A 21,028-nucleotide genomic window follows, 5' to 3' on the forward strand; every position below is an offset into this window, starting at 1 on the left:
CGATGCCGCAGCCCCCTGCCGTCCAGTCGCCGGAGTGGTGGCGTGACCGCCTGTACGCAGCTCTGTGCAAGCGGACAGAGGAGACGAACAAGTACGACCACTACTACGAGTGCGAGCACCCGCTGCCCTTCCTGCACGAGAAGGCCCGAGACCCGTTCCGTCGACTGCTGAAGATGTCGCAGGCGAACTACATGGAGCTCGTGGTCGACGCTCTCGTCGGACGCCTAGAGGTCGCCGGCTTCCAGGCCGACACCCTGGATGAGGGCGGCGGCGCTGATGATCGAGCCTGGGGCCTTTGGCAGGACAACAACCTCGACGGCGGGTCGCAGCTCGCCTTCCTGGAGGCTGCGATTCGCGGCACCTCCTACCTGATGGTGTCGCCGCCCGAGCGTGGCCGGGCCGGGTACAGGATTACGCCCGAGCACCCGACGCAGGTGATCACCGAGGCCAGGCCTGGATCGCCTGGCGATCTGGCGGCCGCGTTGAAGCTGTGGCTGGACGACTGGAACGGCCGGCTGTGTTGCACCGTCTACCTGCCCGGCAACATCTACAAGTTCGACGCCCCGGAGCCCCTGGCGGGCGGCAAGCCAGTCTGGGTGCGTCGCGAGGTCAAGGGCGAGGAGTGGGGCGGCAAGAACGTCCTCGGGGACGTGCCGTTCGGAGAGTTGTCGAACCGGCCCCGAATGCTCAAGCCCGGAGCTTCCGAGCTGCGGTCGGTGACTGGGATCCAGGACCGGATCAATAAGACCATCGCCGACCGGATGATGACCCAGGAGTTCGCGGCTTTCCCGCAGAAGTGGGTCACGGGGATGGAGATTCCGCAGGACGAGAACGGCCAGGACATCGAGCCGTTCGACGTGGCCGTCAACAAGATCCTGATCGCGGAGGAGAACGGCGCCAAGTTCGGCCAGTTCGCGGCCGCCGATCTGACTGGCTACCTCAAGGGCAAAGAGGCCGATGTCCACGACATCGCGGCCATCACCTCGACCCCGCCGCACTACCTCCTCGGTTCCATGGTCAACCTCAGCGCCGAGGCACTCAAGGCGGCCGAGGCAGGCTTGATCCACAAGATCTATCAGCGGCGCCGGTTCCTCGAGGAGGGGCTGGAGCGGACGATGCGGCTGGCGGGGATCGCGTCGTCGCAGGCGCGGATCGTCTGGAAGAGCCCCGAGTGGCGGACCGAGGGCGAGCTCGTCGACGCACTGATGAAGATGAGCAGCCTCGGCGTGCCGCGGGAGGTGCTGTGGGAGCGCTGGGGAGCGACGCCGCAGGAGATCGAGCGGTGGCGGCGGATGAACGAGGAGTCGCTTCAGCGGGCCATGGCTGGTGACCTCGCTGCGGAGTACGGGCCGAAGCCGCCGGTTGAGCAGCCTCCTGCACAGGCGGAGGCGTGACCGGGTCTACGGAGGCGCAGCAGATCGCCGCCGCTCAATACGTTCGTCAGCAGCGGATCGTTCGCGCAGCGGCCGACCGAGCGCAGGCGTTCTGGCGCAGGCTCCACCTGGCCGACGTGGAGGGCTCTTGGCAGGCAGTCGTGGCGCCTGGCCTACTTTCGACCGTCACCGCGGCGCAGCAGGAGGCGGCCTCTCATGCCGACGCCTATGTCGCGGCGATCCTGACGGCCGACGGTCTCGACTCCGATCCGTCCGGGAAGCTGGCCGCCTCCCGGTTCGCCGGCAGTGCGGCAGACGGGCGACCGCTGAAGTCGCTGTTCTACGAGTCGGTGCTGGAGACGCGGTGGCTGCTGGAGGAGGCTGACACGTCGGAGCTCGAGGCGATGATCGGCGGGTTGGAGAAGCTTCTGAAAGCCGTGGCGACCGAGGTCGCCGACGCTGGCCGCACCGCGACCGGCGCCTCGATCGCCGGGAATCGGACGATCAATGGCTACATCCGGGTTGTGAACCCCCCGGCATGCTCCCGATGCCTGATTCTGGCGGGCAAGGAGTACGGCTGGAACACCGGCTTCCAGCGGCATCCGAAGTGCTTCCCGGAGGGGGTTGTCGTCTCGGGGCCGGCTTCACAGGCGGCCGCGAGGCGGTGGTTTCAGGGGGAACTCGTCGTCCTCTCGACCGCGAGCGGCCAAGAGCTCCCCCTGACCGGAAATCACCCGGTACTGACACGTCGCGGGTGGCTTCCGGCGAACCTCCTCGAGGAAGGTGACGAGGTAGTCCGCAGCACCCGGCCCGAGGGCGCTACGCCCCTCGTAGTCCCAGACCATTACGAGGTTCCATCCCTCATCGAGGATGTATGGAGTGCGCTCAGCGTGCACGGCCTTGACCGCATGCCAACCGCCGCCCAGGACTTCCACGGCGACGGGCAGCAGGGCGAGGTCGACGTTGCATACGCCGATCGCACGCTGGCGGACGGCTGTCTGGCCGCGCTCGGCGAGCAGTTGATGGAGACGGGCTTCGCCCGGGGACTGCGCCTGGCCGGCAAGTTCGGCGTCCAGCGCACGCCGATGCTTCTGGATCTGCGGGACGCGGCGCATGCGGGCAGCTCGATTGGCGGCAGCGGCTTGGCTCTTGCGCTCGCTGGCGGTCAGCTTCGCTGCTCGGGTGACGCCGGCTTCGCTGCTGGAGCGTCGCTCAACCCCGGCCTCGGCGAGGCGTCGAGCGATGACGTTGCGGGACACGCCGTATTGCTTGCCGAGTGCGTACTCGCTGGCTCCGCCGAGGTAGGCGGAGGCGATGTCGGCTACAGGGAGATCGCGGGTCTTCCGCGATGGGATGCCCCGGGCGACCCGTTCTCGGTGGAAACGCGTGACGGATACGCCCGCCGAGGTCGCGATCTCTTGGACCGGCTTGCCGGACAGGTAGAGCTCGATCGCATAGTCGAGCTTCGCCGGGTCGAGTGGAGCGGCCACGTGTACAGCCTCACTTCGGTAGAAGGATGGCACAGTGCGAACAGTCTCATTGTATCGAATTGCGACTGCATTCATCTGCCTACCAAGCTCATCAAACGCGGCGGCAGCCATCCTGGCGTCACTGACGTCCGCAGCTATTTCAACGGGCTGCCAGCGGCCGAGCAGGACCGCATCTTCACCAAGGCGGGAGCCCAAGCCATCCGGGACGGCGCAAGCGTCGACCGGGTGGTGAACGCCCGCCGCGGCATGTACACAGCCGACGCTTACGGCCGCCGCGTGCAAGCAACCCGCGATTCCGCCACCCGCCGCGGTGCCTGGTTCCGCCAGGAACGCCAGCGCGCCATCCAGCGAGGCCTCGTACCCCGTTCGGGGCAGGGCTTTCGCCTCATGAGCCCCCGGCTCCTGCCGGAGGAGATTTACCGCTTGGCCGGCAGCCGCAGTGAGGCCATCGCCATGCTGCACCGCTTCGGCTACCTGACCTGACCCCGGCGCAAGGCCGTCGGTCATCGATCCCGCAACGGGAGACATCACCATGTCAGAAATCGCAGCAGAACCCTCCGCGTCCGACGGCGGCGCTCAGGTCGACCCGGCCAGCTCGCCCGAGGCTGAAGTCGACGCACCGCTCGGGCCGGCAGGTGAGAAGGCGCTCGACGAGTGGAAGCGTCGAGCGAAGGAAGCCGAGAGGGCGAGCCGGGACCAGGCCAAGCGCCTGCAGGCCATCGAGGATCGAGACAAGACCGAAGTTCAGAAGGCTTCGGAGCGGGCTGAAGCAGCCGAGAAGCGCGCCGCCGCAATGGCCAAGCGCACCGTCCGTGCCGAGGTGCGGGCTCTCGCCGCGGCCACGTTTGCAGACCCGTCCGACGCCGCGGCTTTCCTCGATCCCGAGGCCTTCGTCGACGATGACGGGGACGTCGACACCAAGGCGGTAGAGAAGGCTCTCGCCGATCTCCTCAAGCGCAAGCCGCACCTGGCGAAGGAGGCGGCGCCCCCGTCGTTCGACGGCGGTGCGCGGCGCACCGCGGACAAGCCCCCCTCCATGAATGACCTGATCCGCCAGAAGGCGGGTCTGGGCTGATTAAGCTCCGGCGCGGCACGGTCCGGCCGGCTCACCCAGAGAAGGAGGCCGGACCATGGCCTACAACAACCTGACCTCCCGGACGGACGCCTCGGCGCTCATCCCGGAAGAGGTCTACAACGAGATGCTCGGCAAGGCGACCGAGGAGTCCGCGGTTCTGAACCTGTTCCGGCGGATCCCCGTCGGCCGGGCGCAGGTCCGCATCCCGGTCCTGTCGGCGCTTCCGACGGCCTATTTCGTCACCGGCGACACGGGCCTGAAGCAGACCACCGAGGTCAACTGGACGAACAAGTACCTCAACGTCGAAGAGATCGCGACGATCATGCCGGTCCCGGACAACGTCGTGGCCGATGTCGACCAGGACATCTGGGACACGGCGATGCCGCTGCTGGTGGAGGCGTTCTATCGCACGCTGGACGCGGCCGTCTTCTTCGGCACCAACGCCCCTTCGTCGTGGCCGACCAACATCGCTTCTGCAGCCACCGCCGCAGGCAACGCCGTCACTGCCTCTTCCGCCGCGACCGCTGGCGCCTTCTTCGGCGACCTGGACAACGCCTACGAGAAGGTCGAGCTGGACGGGTACGAGGTCTCGGGCTTCGTCGGCGCCACCTCGGTCAAGTCCCGCCTGCGCCGGTCCCGCGACAGCCAGGGCCGCAAGCTCGACGAGTCGCGCGTCGCCGGCAACCTAACCTCGATCGACGGCCTCCCGATCATCTACCCGATGCGAGGCCTGTTCGGCACCAGCTCCGGATCGCCCACCCTGTTCGCCGGCGACTTCAGCCAGTTCGTCGTAGGCGTCCGCCAGGACATCACCATGAAGGTTCTCGACCAGGCGGTCATCCAGGACAACACAGGTGCGATCGTCTACAACCTCGCCCAGCAGGACATGACGGCCATCCGCCTCACCTTCCGGGTCGGCTGGCAGGTCGCCAACACGATCAACAACGAGCAGCCGACCGAAGCGTCCCGCTACCCGGTCGCCCGCATCGACCTGCCGTAACCAACCCAAGCAAGGAGAGGACACATCATGGCTGACACCGCCCCCTACGTGCGGGTCATCGAAGCGGACGTACCCGCCGTCTCGACGGCCGGCAACGACGACGACAGCGTCGTCGGACAGGCGCCCTTCGACTGCACCGTGACCAGCGTCGTCTACATCCCGGAAAGCGCCATCACCGGTGCTGACACCAACTCCCGCACCGTGTCCCTGGTCAACAAGGGCCAAGCCGGCTCCGGGACGACCACGGTCGCGTCGCTGGCGCTGACCAGTGGGGTGAACGCCGCGGCGAACGACGACAAGGCGATCACCCTGTCCGGTACGGCCGCGAACCTGGTCCTCGCCTCCGGCGACACCCTGCAGTGGCGCAGCATCCACGTCGGCACCGGCATCGCCGACCCCGGCGGGATGATCCGCATCACCGTCTCCCGGAACTGAGGAAGGAGCCGTCATGGCTACCCGAAACGAGAAGCCTTCTGCCCCCGAGGGCGCAGCAGCGGCCGAGGTGCAGAAGGTCATGGACAAGGCCGAGGATCGCGGCTTCCTGGGCGTCGAGGTGGACAGCACCCCGAACGAGAACTACACCGTCGCCGGTGTGCTGGCGGGCAAGCCCACGCCCGAGTCCGACCTGGAGCACGCTCGGAAGATCCGGCAGCAGCTGGACGACGACGCGCGCGCTCGCTGACGGAGGGAGGTCGCCGTGGCCCTTCCCCCGCTCGCGACGGCGGCCGACCTCGCGGCAGCCACTCAGCGCTCCGACATCCCTGACGCGACCGCAGACTTGGCCCTGGCATCCGCTTCCGCGGTCATCCGAAGCTGGACGCGCCAGTCCATCTCCCGAATCGCGGACGACGTCGTGACCCTACGAGTGCTGGATGCCTGCGAGCTGGTGCTGCCGCAGCGACCAGTGGTCAGCGTCTCCCGGGTCCGCGTCAACGGGCTCGTGCTGCAGGACTGGGTGCTGTCAGGGGACCGCCTCCTACGTGCGGGCGGCTGGCGGCGCTTGCCCGGTACCACGACCTACCCGGACCCCGGGCTTGTGGAAGTGACCTACACGCACGGCTGGGAGGAGATTCCAGACGATATCCGGGCGGTGTGCGTGGATCTCGCAGCAATGACCAGCGTCAATCCGTCCATGCTCCGTGAGGTCGCTATCGACGACTACCGCCGTGTTTTCGCTTCGGAAACGCTGGGTTCGGGAAGTCTGTCGGCGGCGCACCGGGAGCTGCTGGCGCCGTACCGGCGCCGCATCGGAACGGTTGGCCTGCGATGAGCGATCTGGAGGCAGCCCTCGCCGCAGGCCGGCAGGCGGCCCTGGAGCTGCAGCGCGAGACGATCACGCTGTACCGCCCTGGTGAGCCTGACTTCGACTGGGACACCGGCACGGAGGTTGGCGCCGCATCGACTGTCCTCTACGCCGGCCCGGCGCGCGTCAAAGCGGCGACGCGGGCCCGAGGCGAAGAAGTGGACGTCGGCGAGGCCAACGTGACCTTGCGCGAGCACGTGGTGTCGCTCCCGTGGGATGCCGCGGTCACCGGCCGGCCGGCAGTCGGCGATCGGATCGACGTCACGGCCTCACCGGACTCTCGCATGGTCGGTCTTCGGCTCTGGGTGACTGGAGTGGAATTCGGCTCGACTACGACGGCCTGGCGGATCGGCGCGGAGGACAGGTCATGACGGCTGAGGTACGCGAGCTCCTCCAGCTCGCCCAGGTGCTGACGGCGAATGCCGTCGCTGCCGAGGCGGACATGGTGGCCGTGGTCACCCGTGGCGCTCTGAACGTCAAGAACGGCTGGCGTGACAACGCGCGCGCATCGTCGGGGCGCCATGCCCGCCACTACCCGAATTCGATCAGCTACGACGTCACCCCGATCCCGGGAGGTGCCACGGCTGAGATCGGGCCCGACAAGGGCCGGCCACAGGGCCCGCTGGGCAATCTGCTCGAGTTCGGCTCGTCAAAGAACCCCCCGCACAACGACGGCGGCCGGGCGCTCCTCTCCGAAGAACCGCAGTTCATCGTGCACGTGGCGGAGATCTCTCAGCGACTGGGGACGCTGTAGTGGCGGCCCCGGACATCAAGCCGCACACGGATGCGATCCTGGCGGCTCTGACCGCGGCCGGCCTCGCGGTGGGGGACGGCGGAGCTCCACCCGCCGTATCCATCCCGGCGACGGGTATCTACGCCGCGGTCTTCTTCGACCCCGGCCGCTCCGTCAGCGAGTCCCTGGCTGACAGCCGTACCGACTTCGACCTGTCCTTCCAAGTGACCGTGGTCGCCCCCACGGCGGAGAAGGTTCGCTGGGCCAGTCAGCGCGTCCGCGCTGCCCTCCATGCGCCCATCGCCGTGTCCAGCCGGACCGCATGGCGGCCCGAGGAGCTGGGCGGCCCGCCGATCCAGCGCGATGACGACGTGTCCCCGCCCCTGTACTACCTGCCGGTGCAGTACCGGCTTCAGTCCACCTCCTAGGAGTGATCATGGCGCTTCTCGCGCAGCAGGTCGTCGCTATGACCGGCCTGACGCCCACCTACTCGGCAGCCGCTGCCAGCACAACCGTCACCTGCGGCGAGCGCAGCTTCCTGCACGTCAAGAACACCAACGGCTCGTCCATGACGGTCACGATCACCGCGACCGGCCGGGTCCGCGGGCAGCTCGCAGCCGACCTCGTCGTCACCGTGCCCGCCACGACCGGCGACAAGATGATCGGGCCCATTCCCGCCGAACTGTTCGCCTCGGCCGCCGACGGCACCAGCGCCGCGATCACCTACTCCAGCACGACCAGCGTCACCGTCGCCAACATCGTCATCTGACGGACCGCCCCCACCACGACGCCCCGCCACCGGGGCCTTTTTCATGCCCTGAGGAGGGCCCGCCATGTCTGACCTGATCAGCGACGGCAAGACCAAGGTGGTCTGGGCGTCGTCCATCTCCAACCTGGCCGCACCGACCACCACCGAGCTGAACGCCGGCAGCGACTTCACCACCCGCATCACCCCGGACGGCCTCAAGCTCGACCCGAGCACCGCGGACGTCGACACGTCGAGCCTGGCCTCGACCTTCGACACCAAGACCGTCGGCCGCGTCGGCTTCGACGTCGAGCTGACCTTCAAGCGCGGCACAACGGTCGGCGAGGACCTGCCGTACACCACGCTCAAGTACAACGTCTCCGGATACCTGATCATCCGCCGAGGAATCGACTACGCCACCGCCTGGGCGGCAGGACAGAAGTGCGAGGTCTACCCGATCACCTGCGGCGAGCCGCAGAACTCGAGCCCGGCCGCCAATGAGGTCATGAAGTTTGCCTCGCCGATGATGGTGACCTCGGCCCCCCAGACGGCGGCGACGGTGGCCTGATGCCCGACATCTCCGACATCCTCAAGCAGGCCAAGCGCCGCCAGAAGAGCGTCTACTTGTGCCTGGCAGGCGACAAGGTGGCCGAGCTGGAGCGCCTCGAGAAGGAGCTGGCCGGCCTCGGCGACGCCTGGGCCCCGGGCAGTCTGGCCGAGACCGACCCGCGGAAGCGGCTCGCTGAGAAGGTTGCCGCCGCCCGCAAGGCCGTCCGCGACTCCGAGACGGAGTTCCGCTTCGAGGCCCTTGGTGACCGGGCCTGGTCGGACCTGATCGCCTCCCACCCGCCGAAGGAAAAGGGTCAGGCATTCGATCCCGAGACCTTCGCGCCTGCCCTCATCGCCACCTGCGCGGTAGACCCTGTGATGACCGCGGAGCAGGTGAAGGAGCTGTTTGACGTCCTCAACCATGCTCAGAGGGATGCCCTCTGGCAGGGCGCTTTCGACGTCAACACGGAGGCAACAGGGGTCCCTTTCTCATTGGCCGCCTCCGGGATCCTGGACTCCCTCACCGGCGGGAAGTAGAGACCGCCCGAGCCTGGGGCGTCCCCCGGAGCGTCTTCATGGGCCGCGCAGTGGCTCCTGGCGAGCCGCTGTGGCTGGATGAGGATCGCGCATGGGCTCTCGCCCTGGCGGAGGTTGAGCGGGACTCCTGCCCGGACTGCGGTCACCCCTGGTCGGAGGCCTCTGCCCCTGAGAACGAGTTCGAGTACGAGGTCGCCCTCTTGCGCTGTCACGCATGCGCGGCAGGAGCCCGCGAGGCAGCGTCGTTCCAGCGGGGCAACGGCGACCCGAAGGGGCTGCACGTCAGCATTACGAGACGGGGGTAGCAGGTGACTGATCGCACCGTGCGGGTCGTACTGACAGGCTCGGCGACCCCTTTCATCAGCGTCACCCAGCAGGCGGCACGGGCATCCCAGGCCGCAGCGCGACAGATCCAGACGTCGATGCAGGCCGCCACGAACAGCTCGTCGGCGGCTCTGCAGGGGATGGCGCGGGCCGCTGCGGCGCATGGGGCGAGTGCCGCGGCGAGCCTGAACCGGGCCGCGGGGGTTACACAGGCCCAGATGCAGCGTCTCGGCTCCCGCGGCGCGGCAGCTATGAACACGGTCGGCACCGGGGCCGAGCAAGCCGCAGCCAGCATGAATGCGGTGAACCGGGCGGCTGGGCTAACCGGTTCGCAGCTGAACCGGCTGGCGACCGGCGGCACGGCCTCGGTAAACCGGGTGGCTGGTGCGCTCGGGGGTCTGTCGGCAAGCATGGGCGCCGTCAACCAGGCGAGCGCCCTCACCGCATCACAGGCCGCTGCCCACATGGGCACTGTCGCCGCCGCCGCTACAGATGCGGCCGCGACCACCGTCCGGCAGTTCACCGGCGCAGGCGGCGCGGTGACCCGCGTATCGGCTGCCGCTCGCGCCGCTGCCGCCGCCGACGCTGGCCGGCTGGCCTCAGCCTGGTCGGCAGCCGCTGCCGCCATCGGTGGGGGCATGCGCTTCGCCGCGGTCACGGTGGGCGAGACGATGCTGCACGTGGCCAACACGTCCGAGAAGAGCCTCAAAGCGGCGCGGGCGGCCTCACTGGGACTGGTCGCAGTATTCGCGGCGGCGGCTGTCGCCGCGGCGCGTTTCGACAAGGCGATGGCGGAAGTCCGCGCTGTCACGGACGGGTCCGCAGACGATATGAAGGCGCTGTCGGCGGCTGCACTGGAGTCGGCACAGGCCACCGTCTACTCGGCTACGCAGGCGGCGAAGGCCGAGGCCGAGCTGGCCCGTGCCGGTATCGCGACCGCGGACATCGTCGGCGGCGCCCTCCGCGGCTCGCTAGACCTGGCCGCATCCGGCCAGCTCGATCTCGGTGAGAGCGCGGTCATTGCTGCGCAGGCGATGAATGCCTTCAAGCTGGCTGGCCGGGATGTGCCCCACATCGCGGACGTCATCTCTGCCGGCGCCGGCAAGTCGGCCACGAATGTCCACGCCATGGGCTTGGCCTTCCGGCAGGCAGCGTTGCTCTCTTCCCAGACGGGGCTCTCCCTCGAGGAGACGGTCGGCACGCTGTCGCTCTTCGCGCAGAACGCCCTCGTCGGCTCGGACGCCGGCACCTCGCTGAAGGTGATGCTGCAGCGGCTGGTCCCTCAGTCCAAAGAAGCTGCCGACACGATGGACGCCTTGGGCTTTTCCGCCTACGACGCCCAGGGAAACTTCATCGGGCTTTCCGCATTGGCAGACATGATGAAGACCAGTTTCTCGAAGCTCACGCCGGAGGCGCGCAACGCTGCAATGGCGACGATCTTCGGTTCGGACGCCGTGCGCGCGGCCACGATCCTGTACGAGGCTGGCAGTAAGGGCGTGAACCAGTGGGTCAAGGCCGTCGACGACAGCGGATACGCCACCCGTGTCGCCTCGACGATGACCGACAACCTTTCCGGTGACCTTGAGCGCCTCAAGGGCGCTCTCGAGGCAGCCCTGATCGGGTCCGGGTCCTCCGCTAACAAGGTGCTTCGTGAGATGGCCCAAGCCCTCCGCGACGCGGTGAACTGGTACAACGGGCTGTCCCCCGCAGTGCAGTCGGGGGTTACCGCGCTCACCGGATTCGTCGGCATTCTGGGCCTCGTGGGCACGAGCCTGCTACTGATGCTGCCGCGAATCATGGCCGTCCGCGCCGAGCTGGTCGCTCTCGGCGTCACGGCGGCCCGCGTGCGAGGCGTCATGCTCGGGCTGGGCGGCCTTGCCGTCATCCTGGGCACGCTCGGCGCCATCTCTGTCGGCATCAGCAAGCTCACTGAGCGATTCCGCGAGGCGCCGCCCGAGATCAACAAGCTGGCTGAGTCCCTGGTCGACTTCGCCCAGCAGGGCAAGGTCTCCGGTGAGCTCGCCCGAGTCTTCGGCAAGGATCTTGACAAGGTGGGCGAAGCGGTCGCCCGTATCGCCCACCCAGGCATGCTCGACCGCGTCGAGGACTTCTTCTCAACTTTCGACCCGAACGCTGACGCAGGCCCGAGCCTCGAGGCGGCGCGCGAGAAGATCAAGGGGCTCGACGAAGCCCTCGCCGGCCTCGTTTCCGGCGGGTCGACGGAGGAGGCCGCCGAGAACTTCAAGAGGTTGGCGGCTGAGGCGGAAAAGCATGGCACATCCGCCGAGAAGCTGATGACTCTACTCCCGCGGTACGACAGCGCGCTGGCAGCGAATTCGACACAGTCGAAGCTGGCTGCCGGCTCGCAGAAGGAGCTGGCTGATGCGACGGGGATGACGGCCGACCAGATCAAGGACACGCGCACCGAAGCCGAGAAGCTCAAAGACGCACTCGGGGCCCTGAACGGAGTCGCGATCAGCGCGGCCGAGAAGGAGATCGCTTTCCGATCAAGCCTCCAGGATCTCTCGGAGACAGTGAAGGAGGCCGGACACTCCCTCGACATCACCTCGGAGAACGGGCGCAAGGTCAAGAGTGCGTTCCTGGATGCGGCGCAGGCTGCTATGGCACACGCGCAGGCAGTAAGCGAGCAGAGCGGCACCGTCGAGGCCGGCAATGCCGTCCTGGAGCAGGACATTGCCGTGCTCAAGCGCCAGATGATCCAAGCCGGTTTCTCCACTACGGCGGTGGAAGAGCTGATCGGTGCTTACGCCCGGGTGCCCACACAGGTCGTCACCGATATCAAGGCCCAGACGGCCCAAGCGGTCGCCGACCTGCAGAACGTGCAGGGCGAGATCCGCAAAACGAACGGCAAAGAGATCACCATTGCTGCTCTCACGGCCCAGGCCGAACAGAACCTGAAAGACCTCGGCTTCTCCGTGAAACGGCTGCCCGACGGTCACGTCACCGTGTACATCCCGACGGGCCCGCCCAGCGCGGCCGTCGAGGCGATCCAAGGCCGGATCAACTCCATCCAGGGCCGCACGATCGGCGTCGGTGTGTACCTGCGGGCCACGGCATCCGACCAGGATGCCAATGGCATACCCGACCTCATCCAGGCCGCCAGGCGCGACGGAGGCTACGTCGGCTTCGCCACCGGCGGGTATGTGCGCGGCTATCCGACCGGTGGCGCCGTCCGAGGCCCGGGGTCGGGCACCTCGGACAGCATCCTCGCGCGGATCAGCAACGGGGAGTACGTCATCAAGGCGTCGTCCGTGCGCCGCTACGGGGTCGCCATGCTGGACCAGCTCAACGCTGGCCGGCTGCGGCCCGCGGCAGGCTACTCGGCCCGCCCGGTTGGGCGGTTCGACTCGGGCTCCGCCGGCGGGAAGCCCGCCCAGGAGGTGCACAAGGAGTTCACGATCACCCTGAATGGGGCGAAGCAGTCCTCGGCCGAGCAGGTCAAGGAGATCCAAAGGCACCTCGACTTCGTGATGTGAGAGGCAGGTGAACGCCCGTGCCGTACATTCCCGGCGCCTCTCTGGGTGGCCGCAGGGTGGATCTAGGCTCCCTCTCCCTGGGAATGGTGGACGCTGCTGGCGTGGCCTGGCATCTCCAGGGCCTGGATGGCTGGGACGGGGCGGACCAGCGATCCGAGTACACGCCCCGTGAGGCGGACCATGGGGCGTGGGCGGCGCCGGCCTACCTCAGCCACCGCCCCATCGCCCTCAAGGGCAAGATCGAGGCGCCCGACCTGCCGTCACTGGACGTCGCAATCGAGCAGCTGATTGCCTCTGTCGCGCTGACGGATACGACGCTCACGGTGTACGAGACGACGCCGAAGCAAGCCATCGTCCGCCGGTCTGGTCCGACCCTGATCCAGCCGGTTACGGACCGGCTGGCCGAGTATTCGCTGCTCGTGACCGCGGCGGACCCGCGGCGGTACAGCGTCACGCTTCAGACCCAGTCGACTGCCCTGCCCAGCGTGACAGGCGGTCTGACTCTGCCGATATCCATGCCGCTGACGATCTCGGCGACGACGGTGGCGGGGTCGATCACCCTCACCAACAGCGGTTCCTTCGATACCCGGCCGACGCTGACGCTGACCGGGCCTGTCGTCACACCGACGATCGTGGCAGCACTACCCGGCGGCTCTACCACCCAGATCACTTACGGGGACACGCTGCAGACCGGCGACACGCTAGTCATCGACAGCGCCGCCCGGACTGTCGTCCTCAATGGCACCGCGAGCAGGCGCCTCTACTTCAGCGGCACATGGCCGGAGATCCCCGCGGGATCCAGCGTCACCTACTCCTGGTCCTCAGCCGTCTACGACCCGTCCGCCCTGCTGACCGGCACGTGCCGCTCGGCCTGGATGTGAGGAGGCCTCATGGTCGCCACCGATCCCCTGTGGCTCCCCTCGATCAACTACGACGAGACCGAGCTCCGCAAAATGGACAGCGCGCTGGTCATGGCCGATGGCACGGCGCTCGGCTCCCGGCCCGGCATCCGGCCCGGCGACCCGGGCCTCGCGGTCACCCTCTCCGGCACGACCGTCAACGTGACCGCCGGGACGGCGACCTGCTACCGCTCCACCCAGGGCGTGTACCGGGCCCAGCTTGCGGCGACGTCGCCCGGGACCCTGTCCGCCGCGAACGCGAGCTTCTCTCGGATCGACCTCGTCTACCTGCGGATTTGGGATACTGCAGTGGACTCCTCGGGACTTCGGAAGGCAGACACGGTCTACCTCGCCGGCACCGCGTCCGCGTCGCCCGTCGCGCCGACTCCGGGCGCTACCGAGATTTACATCCCGCTCGCCACCATCACCGTGCCCTCCACGGGCGGCGGCGGAACAGGTGCGGCCACTGTGTCGAGCGCGGTACGGCAACTGACCGTCGCCCCGGGCGGCATCCTGCCTGTCTCCTCGGCCACGGACATCGCCGCCTCCGGGCTGTACGCCGGCCAGGTCCGCTACAACACCGTCAGCGGCGGCCTCGAGGTCTGGTCGGGTTCGGCCTGGCAGGCGCAGGGGATCTGGAATGCGTACACGCCTACGTGGACGGCCAGCCCCACCAACCCAACGCTGGGCAACGGCACTCTGTACTCGCGTTGGAACCGCGTCGGACGCATGATCACCTGGGTCGGGGCTGTCACCCTCGGCAGCACCAGCAACGGCGGCACGGGCCTCTGGCAGATGTCGGTGCCCGTCACGCCGGCGTCCGGCTCTGGCATCCCGGCGTGGCGTGGCCTGTGCAGCTACTTCAAACCGGGTGATAACGATTACCAAGGACAGTGCATCTTGTCTCCCGGCGGAACCGTGATCGACTTCGTCGTGAAGTCGGGCGCCAGCGGATCGAGCACTCAGAACGTGTCCAACACGGCCCCGGTGGCGGCCACGAATGGGAACCTGCTCGCGTGGTCGCTCACGTATGAGGCTGCCAGCTGATGTCCGCGGTCGAGATCACGTGGCTGGCCTGCGACCTGCGGACCGGCCGGATCGCCGAGGAGCTGCCGGCGCTGCGGGCCACCGGGGCACTGTCGCGTCGGATCGGCTCGGTCACCAACGTCGGGCTGTCGCTGGACCTTTCGGGGGCGCCGGTCGAGTGGGAGGCTGCGACCGAACCGGCCCGGACGCTGCTCGTCGCTGTCGACACCGCCACCGCGGTCCCGCTGTGGTCAGGGATCCCGCTGCCGCGCGTCGGGGGGTCCGCGGACCAGGTGACCTTCACGGCGGCCTCCTCGGAGTGTTACCTCGACCGCCGGTACGCGGCGTATAGCGGCACCGGCGTCGACCGGTCCACGGTCATGGCCGGAGTGGCTGCACCCCTGCTGACGGACGGGCCCCCCTTCGTCATCGACGACGAGCCGGTCGGCAGCACCATGGACTACACGGTCGCCGACGAGGACGACAAGACAGTCCTGTCCGTGCTGCAGGAGCTCGATGGCCAGGACGGCGCCCCCGAATGGACCGTCGACACCGTCTGGGCCGACGTCGCGCAGACCAGCGTCGAGCTCATCCTGCGGATCCACCCGACGATCGGCATCCAACCCGCCATCCCCGCGACCGTCTTCGACCTGCCGGGCTGCGTCGCGGACTACACCCTGACCGAGTCCTACGAGCGCGGTCGCGGCGCCACGCAGGTCATCGCCCGCGGTGACACCCAGGGCGGCGGTCGCACGTCCAGCGCGGTCCACACCGCCGACGATCTGATCGCCGCCGGCTGGTGCCTATGGGAGTACCGCTACAGCCCCGGCGCCGGCATCAGCGACGTGGTCCAGCTCGACGCGCACGCCGCCCAGAGCCTCGCTCTGATGCGGACCGGCTCCCGGGCCTGGACGCTGCAGGCTGCCGCCTCGGCCGCCCCGCGGCTGGGGACGGACTGGGCGCTCGGCGACTCCATCACCCTCGCCGTCGCGCCCGGCACGTCGCCGCGACACCCGGCCGGGATCCTCGTCACCGCGCGGGCCTGGGGCTGGGAACTCGACGCAGCCGCCGACAAGCTGACGCCGATCCTCCTGGAGGACTGATGCGCCGCCAGGACCACTTCCCCACCCAGCCGTCCGACCTGGGCCGCACACTCGCCGGCCTGCGCCGCGAACTGGCCGAGCGGGCCGCCAGCCTCGTACCGCGGCTGCGACGATCGGACGGCACCAGCGCGGCCACCCTCGGCAGCACCTGGGCCTGGTACGACCGGTCCGGCAGCGAGATCCTCGCCGAGGACGCCGACACCTGGGGCCTCGGCCGGCCGTGGCTGCCGATCCCCATGGCGCCCGCGCTCACTTTCACGGCCGCCTCGTGGACGACGATGTACCGCGGCACGTGGCAGGTCCAGCAGCCGGTGATCCTCGCCGAGTACTCCGTTGCCGCCCCAGCCAGCACCGTCGCCCAGGCCCGCCTCGTCCTCGACGTCGCCGGGACCATCGTCCAGCTCGGCTCGACCACCACCGCGACCGCCGGCACCGAGGTCAGCGCCTCTTTCACCGTCGACCCCATCGCGCACGGCCTCGCCCACGGAGACGACGGCTCCCTGTACATCCAAGTCCAGCGGACGTCCGGCGCCGGCACCTGCACCGTCAGCTGCTTCGGCCTGTGGTCCCGCTCATCACCGTAGGAGAGCCCCCGTGGAGATCGATCCGTCCGAGCCGTGGGGCATCGCCCTCGACTATGCCGGCCGCGCCCGCGAGCCCGTCATCGAGCAGGGCTTCAGCGTCGACGTCTGGGTGGCTGACGCCTCGCCCGGCCAGCGCGATACCCCCACCGTCGGCGCGCAGATCGTCGTCATGCACCCCACCGACTGGACCGCGTACACGCTCGGCATGGTGTCCAAGCCCGCCTATGCCGGCGGCACCTGGACCCCCAATCCGAGCGTGGTCCAGCAGGCCGTCGAGGAGTGCGTTCAGCAGGCCATCGACCACCTCGACTGGCTCGCCAGTCTGAGGCCCGAGCAGTAAGGAGGGCCGCATGGCCTGGTACCCCGGAGCCGTCAAGATGGAGCTCCAGCCCGAGTCAGACAGCCAGCCGGCCATCGTGCCGACCCAGCTGATCTTCCACTCCATCGGCGCCCCGTGGACGAAGGAGCGTCTGTATGCGTACTGGCGTGACAGCACCAACTTGGACTGTCATTTCGGCCTGTCCTTCGACGGCAGCCTCGCCCAGTACATCGGCACTCAGACCAGAGCCGACGCCAACTACCTCGCCAACCGGCGCGCCGACGGGACGGGCGCGGTGTCGGTCGAGTCGGCATCCAACGGCGACCACAGCGATCCTTGGACCGCCGCTCAGGTCGAGACCCTGATCCGACTCGGCGTGTGGATGCACCAGCGGCACGGCCTGCCGCTCCGGGTCTGCCGCACCGCCTCCGACCCGGGCTACGGCTACCACCGTCTCCACGCCGACTGGGCAGTCAGCGGAACCGCGTGCCCGGGTGATGCGCGCGTCCGGCAGTTCAAGGAGATCATCTTCCCTGCGATCGTGGCTCGCGCCAACGGCGCCCAGCCGCCGACGACCCCCACGACGCCCACCAACCCCACCCCTACTCCCAGTCGGCGCCGCCGGCCGGGCGCCTACCGAGCGATCGGAGTCTGACCGTGACCACGCCTCCCACCACCCCGCCCGCGCCCGCGTTCCCGAAGCCCGAGGGCCTGATCCTCGTCAAGGGCCAGCCCGAGCAGGGCGACGGCAAGGCGGTTTTCGGCATCTGGCCGTCCGGCTACAGCCGCCGCATCACCGCCGCCGAGTACACCCTCTGGGACTTCCCGGAGATCGACTACTGGATCCCCGGGACCGCGGACGGGGACGCGCAGTACAACCAACTCCACGCCTACGACGCCGCCCTCCGAGGCTGAGAGGACAGCACATGAAGATCCTCGGACGCGAACCCGCGCTCCTGCTCGGATTCGCCGCGGCCACCCTCAAGCTGGCCGCAGCCTTCGGGCTCAACGTGAGCGACTCCCAGCAGGCCCTCATCAACGCCGCCCTCGCCGCCGCCGTCGGCGTATGGCTGGCTTCCGTCGCGAAGGACGGCGCAGTCGGCGCCGCGGTCGTGCAGCTGGCCCAGGCCGCGCTCGCACTCTTCGCCGGCTTCGGCCTCGACTGGACCGCGGAGAAGCAAGCCACCATCATGGCCACGGTCGCCGCGCTCCTCGCCCTGTGGGAGCGGACGCAGATCACTGCGCCCGTGGCCACGACCGCACTCGAGCAGTCCAGTCCCTACAGTCCCTCCACGCCCCGGAGCGTCTAGATGTGGTGCCGCGTGGTCCGGCGGTGCCGCAAGCTGCTGGGCCGCCGCGGCCCCTTCCTTCTCGTCCTGGGCATCGGCAAGACGTGCTGGGGTGTGTCCTTCATCATGGACCCGCCCAGCACGCAGGGCCTACAGCTACTCACCCGCTGGTGCTCTATCCAGCACTGGGCTTGGCTGTGGATCCTGGCCGGCCTTGCTACCACCGTCAGCGCGTTCCTCCGGGTAGGGCGCGACGGCTGGGGATTCATCGCCGCACTGGTACCGCCGGCCGTGTGGGCGATCGCATACCTCGCCGCTGTCATCAGCGGCGACTACTCACGCGGCGCATGGGTCGCCGTCTGGTACCTCACCTCCCACGTGGGGGTGATCCTGTGGGCCTCGACGGTGCCCGAGTACTCGGTACCCGCTCCCCGCGCGGCCCGGAAAGTTGAGGGCGGATGAACATCGCGGAATGGGCGGCCGTGGTGACGGCGAGCGGCAGCGTGCTCGGGGGCGGCGGCTGGTTCGTCGCCCGCGCTACCGTCAGAGCAGCACAGGTCACCGCGAACGCACAGGAGGCCATCGCGCGGGCCAACGAAGCGGCGGCCCGTGCGGCTGCCGCGCCCGCCCAACAGGAGGCGAGCCTTGCCGTACTGCAGGCCTCCGTGAAACGGGTCGATGAGGAGAACGGCAGCCTCCGCGGAGAACTGCACCGGCTCAAGGTGCTGGTGCGTTCCTTCAGCAGCTACGTCTCCCAGTTGACCAGGCAAATGAGATCCCACGGGATCGAGCCCCCGGCGCCGCCGGACGCGGTCGACGAGTACAACCGAACTGGAGTGTGACACGCCCCGCTGCCGCCGCAGCGGGGCGCTTTGTTGTGCCCCAACTCCCGCCGCTGGACCGGCGATAAGATGCCATATCGACGTCCAGAATTGGTACAATTGGGCATGGCCGACGACTCCCGTGCACGACTCATCGCGTACCTCTGTCAGGCGGGGCTGAGCACCGCTCGCGCTAATGCAGTTCTCGACGACTACGCCCACGGACTCTCCGAGCGCATTCGCGCTTGGGCAGAGGAGTTGGAGCAGGGCAAGGCCGAGGACCAGGTGATGGCCGCCTACTACAACGGCTGGGACGACGGAACCCGCGACGCCGCCGCGTGCATCGACCCAAGGAAGGCGGCGTGACCGCCCGACCGCCGCTGATCACTGACCACTGGTTCCGCGAGGGACCGGTACGCCCCGACGGATCGGACGGCTACTGGATCTGCGACCGCTGCGGCCAGCACCGAGGCGACCACCTCCAGGCCGAAGGGCACTGGCGGCTCCCGCTGCACACGTTCACCCCGCAGCGGATCTGGCCGTCGCACTGCAAGCCCTGCGGCCGAGAACGCCGCCACACCACACACACCCCATGGCTCTGGGAGCAACTGGAGGACGCGACATGACCGACGACCAGAAGATGTGGGACTCCGCCTTCGACTCTCCGTGCCTGCTCCAGCTCGGCCCGTGGCGCATCGACGAGTGCGTGGAGTGCGAGCTGTGCGGGGGCTGCGCCACCCACGAGTGCTACGAGCAGCAGTCCACGGCCGTCCTCCACATGGACTGGTTCCACGACTTCGCCTCCCCTGGCGAGGTGGAGTGCGGCAGCGTCGGCGGGCCGCCCGACCAGGTGTCCTCGCTGTACGAGCCGCGCCCCTGCAACCTGCCCGCCGGACATGATGGGGAGAACCACCGGGCGCGAATGGGCTGGTCGTGGCCAGCAGACAAGAGGGCAGCCGCGTGAGCGACCTCGTCCCGCACCAGGGCGCCACCCCAGCCGCCTATGACCCGGCGACGCTCGCCGTCCTCGCAGCCATGGAACAGGCCGCCGAGGAACACCTCGACGCCATCCGCCCCGAGAACACTAAACGCGGGTACGCCAACGACTGGCGGCTGTGGGAGGAGTTCCACGACTGGCTCGCCGAACGCACCGGCCACCGGCTTCCGCTGACCGCCGTCACCAAGGGCACGCTGGTCGGCTTCGTGGTCTGGCTCGACACGGTCAAGCTGGCCGCACCGAACAGCATCGACCGGCGGATTACCGGCGTCACCGTCACCGCGCGCGCCCAGGGCGTCGAAGTCCCCAAGCAGGCGACCGAGGCGGCACGCCAGGCATGGAAGCCGATGAAGGCCGACCCCGAGCGCCTGGCCCGTGGCCGGGGTAAGGCCGCCGCCGTCACGCCCGAGCAGCTGCAGCGGATGCACGCCGCCGCACCGGCCAGCCTCGCGGGGATCCGCGACCGCGCGCTCTGGCTCATGGCGTTCGGGATCGCCGGCCGATCCGCCGAGGTCGCCGCCCTCCGCGCCGACGGCATCACCCACGTCAGCCAAGGGCTCGACGTCCACGTCCCCAGCGTCAAGGGCCGGCCCGCCCGAGACGTCGTCGTTGCTTACGGCCGCAACCCCGACACCTGCCCAGTCCGGGCCTGGCTCACCTGGCGGGCCGCCGCCGGCATCACAGCTGGCCCCGCATTCGTACCGATCAGCGTCCACGGTGCCCTCGGCACGGGAGCACTGTCTGCGGCGGGGTGCCGAGAGATCATCGCCCGCAGCGCCGAACGAGCCGGGATCGCGGTACGCCTGACCGGACACTCCATGCGGTCCGGATTCATCACCACCGCCCGCAAGGCTGGCAAGCGTGAGGAGAAGATCCGCGCCCAGTCCGGGCATGCCGCCAACAGCCCGGTCTTCTGGGGCTACATCCAGGAGGCAGACGCCTGGACCGACGCCGCATCCGAAGGTATCGGGCTCTGACCAGGACCTAAGGGAACGTTATGCGCTGCTCAGAGTTACGTCGTCCGTCTTCGGCGGAGACACCAGCCACCGAGGAGCGCATGATGGAGTGCACGTTTTGTGGGATGTCGCTGAAGGGCCGCGACCCGAGGCTGGTCTGGAGCGAGGGCGAGAACTGCGAACCGTTCTGCGACCTCGAGTGCGAGAGAGCGGAGGCGGCGGCCTGGCTGCTGAAGCACATCGGCAATCGCCGTCGCCAGCCCAGGCCGATCAAACCCTGACGCCTGCCCGTGCCCCGTCCGGCAACGACTGAGTGCCCGCCTAAGCCTATAACAGAGGCGGGCACTCAGCCTGCTTATCGATCGAGTCCGCCACGCCCTCAGAAAGCTCCAGCGGGCCCAACCTCGC

At 68.8% G+C, this 21,028-nt stretch carries 29 protein-coding genes; all 29 read left to right on the forward strand.

The window, feature by feature from the left end:
• Positions 1–2 precede the first annotated feature (2 nt).
• The 29 genes from ACZ4VL_RS23865 to ACZ4VL_RS24005 all read left to right on the forward strand — a co-directional run bounded on the left by ACZ4VL_RS23865 (position 3) and on the right by ACZ4VL_RS24005 (position 20,901).
• The gene (locus tag ACZ4VL_RS23865) at positions 3–1,394 is read left to right on the forward strand and encodes a phage portal protein (RefSeq protein WP_468203422.1); all 1,392 of its coding nucleotides are present in this window, start codon (positions 3–5) and stop codon (positions 1,392–1,394) included.
• Positions 1,391–3,346, forward strand: a complete 1,956-nt coding sequence (locus tag ACZ4VL_RS23870) for a hypothetical protein (protein WP_468203425.1) — start codon at positions 1,391–1,393, stop codon at positions 3,344–3,346. The genes ACZ4VL_RS23865 and ACZ4VL_RS23870 overlap by 4 nt, the downstream gene beginning before the upstream one ends.
• A gap of 49 nt (positions 3,347–3,395) precedes the next feature.
• Positions 3,396–3,938, forward strand: coding sequence for a hypothetical protein (locus ACZ4VL_RS23875; RefSeq protein ID WP_468203428.1), 543 nt, complete (start codon positions 3,396–3,398; stop codon positions 3,936–3,938).
• A gap of 55 nt (positions 3,939–3,993) precedes the next feature.
• The gene (locus ACZ4VL_RS23880; protein ID WP_468203430.1) at positions 3,994–4,938 is read left to right on the forward strand and encodes a phage major capsid protein; all 945 of its coding nucleotides are present in this window, start codon (positions 3,994–3,996) and stop codon (positions 4,936–4,938) included.
• A 27-nt stretch (positions 4,939–4,965) separates the two neighbouring features.
• Positions 4,966–5,373: a hypothetical protein gene (locus ACZ4VL_RS23885; RefSeq protein ID WP_468203433.1), complete on the forward strand. Its 408-nt coding sequence runs from the start codon at positions 4,966–4,968 to the stop codon at positions 5,371–5,373.
• A gap of 13 nt (positions 5,374–5,386) precedes the next feature.
• Complete coding sequence (locus ACZ4VL_RS23890; protein WP_468203435.1) at positions 5,387–5,620, forward strand: hypothetical protein; 234 nt, start codon at positions 5,387–5,389, stop codon at positions 5,618–5,620.
• 15 nt (positions 5,621–5,635) lie between these two features.
• Positions 5,636–6,208 carry a hypothetical protein gene (locus tag ACZ4VL_RS23895; protein WP_468203439.1) on the forward strand — a complete coding sequence of 191 codons (573 nt, stop codon included), beginning with the start codon at positions 5,636–5,638 and terminating at the stop codon, positions 6,206–6,208.
• Positions 6,205–6,612 (forward strand): DUF6093 family protein, encoded by a 408-nt coding sequence (locus ACZ4VL_RS23900; protein WP_468203442.1) that lies wholly within the window; start codon positions 6,205–6,207, stop codon positions 6,610–6,612. The genes ACZ4VL_RS23895 and ACZ4VL_RS23900 overlap by 4 nt, the downstream gene beginning before the upstream one ends.
• Positions 6,609–6,995 (forward strand): hypothetical protein, encoded by a 387-nt coding sequence (locus ACZ4VL_RS23905; protein WP_468203447.1) that lies wholly within the window; start codon positions 6,609–6,611, stop codon positions 6,993–6,995. Before ACZ4VL_RS23900 ends, ACZ4VL_RS23905 begins: the two co-directional genes overlap by 4 nt.
• On the forward strand, positions 6,995–7,402 hold the full coding sequence (locus ACZ4VL_RS23910; protein ID WP_468203450.1) for a hypothetical protein: 408 nt from the start codon (positions 6,995–6,997) through the stop codon (positions 7,400–7,402). The genes ACZ4VL_RS23905 and ACZ4VL_RS23910 overlap by 1 nt, the downstream gene beginning before the upstream one ends.
• An 8-nt stretch (positions 7,403–7,410) precedes the next feature.
• A complete protein-coding gene (locus ACZ4VL_RS23915) occupies positions 7,411–7,743 on the forward strand; it encodes a hypothetical protein (RefSeq protein WP_468203453.1) in 333 nt (110 codons plus the stop codon).
• A gap of 64 nt (positions 7,744–7,807) precedes the next feature.
• Positions 7,808–8,287, forward strand: coding sequence for a phage tail tube protein (locus ACZ4VL_RS23920; protein ID WP_468203455.1), 480 nt, complete (start codon positions 7,808–7,810; stop codon positions 8,285–8,287).
• Complete coding sequence (locus ACZ4VL_RS23925) at positions 8,287–8,805, forward strand: hypothetical protein (protein WP_468203457.1); 519 nt, start codon at positions 8,287–8,289, stop codon at positions 8,803–8,805. Before ACZ4VL_RS23920 ends, ACZ4VL_RS23925 begins: the two co-directional genes overlap by 1 nt.
• A 308-nt stretch (positions 8,806–9,113) precedes the next feature.
• Positions 9,114–12,626, forward strand: coding sequence for a phage tail tape measure protein (locus tag ACZ4VL_RS23930; RefSeq protein ID WP_468203461.1), 3,513 nt, complete (start codon positions 9,114–9,116; stop codon positions 12,624–12,626).
• A gap of 101 nt (positions 12,627–12,727) precedes the next feature.
• Positions 12,728–13,507, forward strand: a complete 780-nt coding sequence (locus ACZ4VL_RS23935; protein ID WP_468203465.1) for a phage distal tail protein — start codon at positions 12,728–12,730, stop codon at positions 13,505–13,507.
• A gap of 9 nt (positions 13,508–13,516) precedes the next feature.
• On the forward strand, positions 13,517–14,572 hold the full coding sequence (locus ACZ4VL_RS23940) for a hypothetical protein (RefSeq protein WP_468203468.1): 1,056 nt from the start codon (positions 13,517–13,519) through the stop codon (positions 14,570–14,572).
• The gene (locus tag ACZ4VL_RS23945; protein ID WP_468203473.1) at positions 14,572–15,654 is read left to right on the forward strand and encodes a hypothetical protein; all 1,083 of its coding nucleotides are present in this window, start codon (positions 14,572–14,574) and stop codon (positions 15,652–15,654) included. The genes ACZ4VL_RS23940 and ACZ4VL_RS23945 overlap by 1 nt, the downstream gene beginning before the upstream one ends.
• Entirely contained in the window at positions 15,654–16,238 is a 585-nt protein-coding gene (locus ACZ4VL_RS23950; RefSeq protein WP_468203476.1) for a hypothetical protein, read from the forward strand. Before ACZ4VL_RS23945 ends, ACZ4VL_RS23950 begins: the two co-directional genes overlap by 1 nt.
• A gap of 10 nt (positions 16,239–16,248) precedes the next feature.
• On the forward strand, positions 16,249–16,578 hold the full coding sequence (locus ACZ4VL_RS23955) for a hypothetical protein (protein ID WP_468203481.1): 330 nt from the start codon (positions 16,249–16,251) through the stop codon (positions 16,576–16,578).
• A gap of 10 nt (positions 16,579–16,588) precedes the next feature.
• Positions 16,589–17,212 carry a peptidoglycan recognition protein family protein gene (locus ACZ4VL_RS23960; protein WP_468203484.1) on the forward strand — a complete coding sequence of 208 codons (624 nt, stop codon included), beginning with the start codon at positions 16,589–16,591 and terminating at the stop codon, positions 17,210–17,212.
• Between the two features lie 2 nt (positions 17,213–17,214).
• The gene (locus ACZ4VL_RS23965) at positions 17,215–17,472 is read left to right on the forward strand and encodes a hypothetical protein (RefSeq protein WP_468203486.1); all 258 of its coding nucleotides are present in this window, start codon (positions 17,215–17,217) and stop codon (positions 17,470–17,472) included.
• A gap of 11 nt (positions 17,473–17,483) precedes the next feature.
• Entirely contained in the window at positions 17,484–17,867 is a 384-nt protein-coding gene (locus tag ACZ4VL_RS23970; RefSeq protein ID WP_468203489.1) for a hypothetical protein, read from the forward strand.
• Positions 17,868–18,308, forward strand: a complete 441-nt coding sequence (locus ACZ4VL_RS23975) for a hypothetical protein (RefSeq protein ID WP_468203493.1) — start codon at positions 17,868–17,870, stop codon at positions 18,306–18,308. It begins immediately after the preceding gene.
• Complete coding sequence (locus tag ACZ4VL_RS23980; RefSeq protein ID WP_468203498.1) at positions 18,305–18,688, forward strand: DUF2188 domain-containing protein; 384 nt, start codon at positions 18,305–18,307, stop codon at positions 18,686–18,688. Before ACZ4VL_RS23975 ends, ACZ4VL_RS23980 begins: the two co-directional genes overlap by 4 nt.
• A 105-nt stretch (positions 18,689–18,793) precedes the next feature.
• Positions 18,794–19,033, forward strand: coding sequence for a hypothetical protein (locus ACZ4VL_RS23985; RefSeq protein WP_468203501.1), 240 nt, complete (start codon positions 18,794–18,796; stop codon positions 19,031–19,033).
• The gene (locus ACZ4VL_RS23990) at positions 19,030–19,293 is read left to right on the forward strand and encodes a hypothetical protein (protein ID WP_468203503.1); all 264 of its coding nucleotides are present in this window, start codon (positions 19,030–19,032) and stop codon (positions 19,291–19,293) included. The genes ACZ4VL_RS23985 and ACZ4VL_RS23990 overlap by 4 nt, the downstream gene beginning before the upstream one ends.
• Positions 19,290–19,631 carry a hypothetical protein gene (locus ACZ4VL_RS23995; RefSeq protein WP_468203504.1) on the forward strand — a complete coding sequence of 114 codons (342 nt, stop codon included), beginning with the start codon at positions 19,290–19,292 and terminating at the stop codon, positions 19,629–19,631. The genes ACZ4VL_RS23990 and ACZ4VL_RS23995 overlap by 4 nt, the downstream gene beginning before the upstream one ends.
• Positions 19,628–20,641, forward strand: coding sequence for a tyrosine-type recombinase/integrase (locus ACZ4VL_RS24000; protein WP_468203508.1), 1,014 nt, complete (start codon positions 19,628–19,630; stop codon positions 20,639–20,641). Before ACZ4VL_RS23995 ends, ACZ4VL_RS24000 begins: the two co-directional genes overlap by 4 nt.
• A 104-nt stretch (positions 20,642–20,745) precedes the next feature.
• Complete coding sequence (locus tag ACZ4VL_RS24005; protein WP_468203511.1) at positions 20,746–20,901, forward strand: hypothetical protein; 156 nt, start codon at positions 20,746–20,748, stop codon at positions 20,899–20,901.
• The last annotated feature ends 127 nt before the right edge of the window (positions 20,902–21,028 follow it).

The sequence above is a fragment of the Streptomyces sp. NPDC029014 genome (genome assembly GCF_055564695.1).

What these genes read in the sequence shown, in the direction of transcription:
- ACZ4VL_RS23865 (WP_468203422.1), top strand. Translation starts at nt 3, where the DNA reads ATGCCGCAGCCCCCTGCCGTCCAGTCGCCGGAGTGGTGGCGTGACCGC.
- ACZ4VL_RS23875 (WP_468203428.1), top strand. Translation starts at nt 3,396, where the DNA reads ATGTCAGAAATCGCAGCAGAACCCTCCGCGTCCGACGGCGGCGCTCAG.
- ACZ4VL_RS23880 (WP_468203430.1), top strand. Translation starts at nt 3,994, where the DNA reads ATGGCCTACAACAACCTGACCTCCCGGACGGACGCCTCGGCGCTCATC.
- ACZ4VL_RS23885 (WP_468203433.1), top strand. Translation starts at nt 4,966, where the DNA reads ATGGCTGACACCGCCCCCTACGTGCGGGTCATCGAAGCGGACGTACCC.
- ACZ4VL_RS23890 (WP_468203435.1), top strand. Translation starts at nt 5,387, where the DNA reads ATGGCTACCCGAAACGAGAAGCCTTCTGCCCCCGAGGGCGCAGCAGCG.
- ACZ4VL_RS23900 (WP_468203442.1), top strand. Translation starts at nt 6,205, where the DNA reads ATGAGCGATCTGGAGGCAGCCCTCGCCGCAGGCCGGCAGGCGGCCCTG.
- ACZ4VL_RS23905 (WP_468203447.1), top strand. Translation starts at nt 6,609, where the DNA reads ATGACGGCTGAGGTACGCGAGCTCCTCCAGCTCGCCCAGGTGCTGACG.
- ACZ4VL_RS23915 (WP_468203453.1), top strand. Translation starts at nt 7,411, where the DNA reads ATGGCGCTTCTCGCGCAGCAGGTCGTCGCTATGACCGGCCTGACGCCC.
- ACZ4VL_RS23920 (WP_468203455.1), top strand. Translation starts at nt 7,808, where the DNA reads ATGTCTGACCTGATCAGCGACGGCAAGACCAAGGTGGTCTGGGCGTCG.
- ACZ4VL_RS23925 (WP_468203457.1), top strand. Translation starts at nt 8,287, where the DNA reads ATGCCCGACATCTCCGACATCCTCAAGCAGGCCAAGCGCCGCCAGAAG.
- ACZ4VL_RS23940 (WP_468203468.1), top strand. Translation starts at nt 13,517, where the DNA reads ATGGTCGCCACCGATCCCCTGTGGCTCCCCTCGATCAACTACGACGAG.
- ACZ4VL_RS23945 (WP_468203473.1), top strand. Translation starts at nt 14,572, where the DNA reads ATGTCCGCGGTCGAGATCACGTGGCTGGCCTGCGACCTGCGGACCGGC.
- ACZ4VL_RS23950 (WP_468203476.1), top strand. Translation starts at nt 15,654, where the DNA reads ATGCGCCGCCAGGACCACTTCCCCACCCAGCCGTCCGACCTGGGCCGC.
- ACZ4VL_RS23960 (WP_468203484.1), top strand. Translation starts at nt 16,589, where the DNA reads ATGGCCTGGTACCCCGGAGCCGTCAAGATGGAGCTCCAGCCCGAGTCA.
- ACZ4VL_RS23970 (WP_468203489.1), top strand. Translation starts at nt 17,484, where the DNA reads ATGAAGATCCTCGGACGCGAACCCGCGCTCCTGCTCGGATTCGCCGCG.
- ACZ4VL_RS23975 (WP_468203493.1), top strand. Translation starts at nt 17,868, where the DNA reads ATGTGGTGCCGCGTGGTCCGGCGGTGCCGCAAGCTGCTGGGCCGCCGC.
- ACZ4VL_RS23980 (WP_468203498.1), top strand. Translation starts at nt 18,305, where the DNA reads ATGAACATCGCGGAATGGGCGGCCGTGGTGACGGCGAGCGGCAGCGTG.
- ACZ4VL_RS23985 (WP_468203501.1), top strand. Translation starts at nt 18,794, where the DNA reads ATGGCCGACGACTCCCGTGCACGACTCATCGCGTACCTCTGTCAGGCG.
- ACZ4VL_RS23995 (WP_468203504.1), top strand. Translation starts at nt 19,290, where the DNA reads ATGACCGACGACCAGAAGATGTGGGACTCCGCCTTCGACTCTCCGTGC.
- ACZ4VL_RS24005 (WP_468203511.1), top strand. Translation starts at nt 20,746, where the DNA reads ATGTCGCTGAAGGGCCGCGACCCGAGGCTGGTCTGGAGCGAGGGCGAG.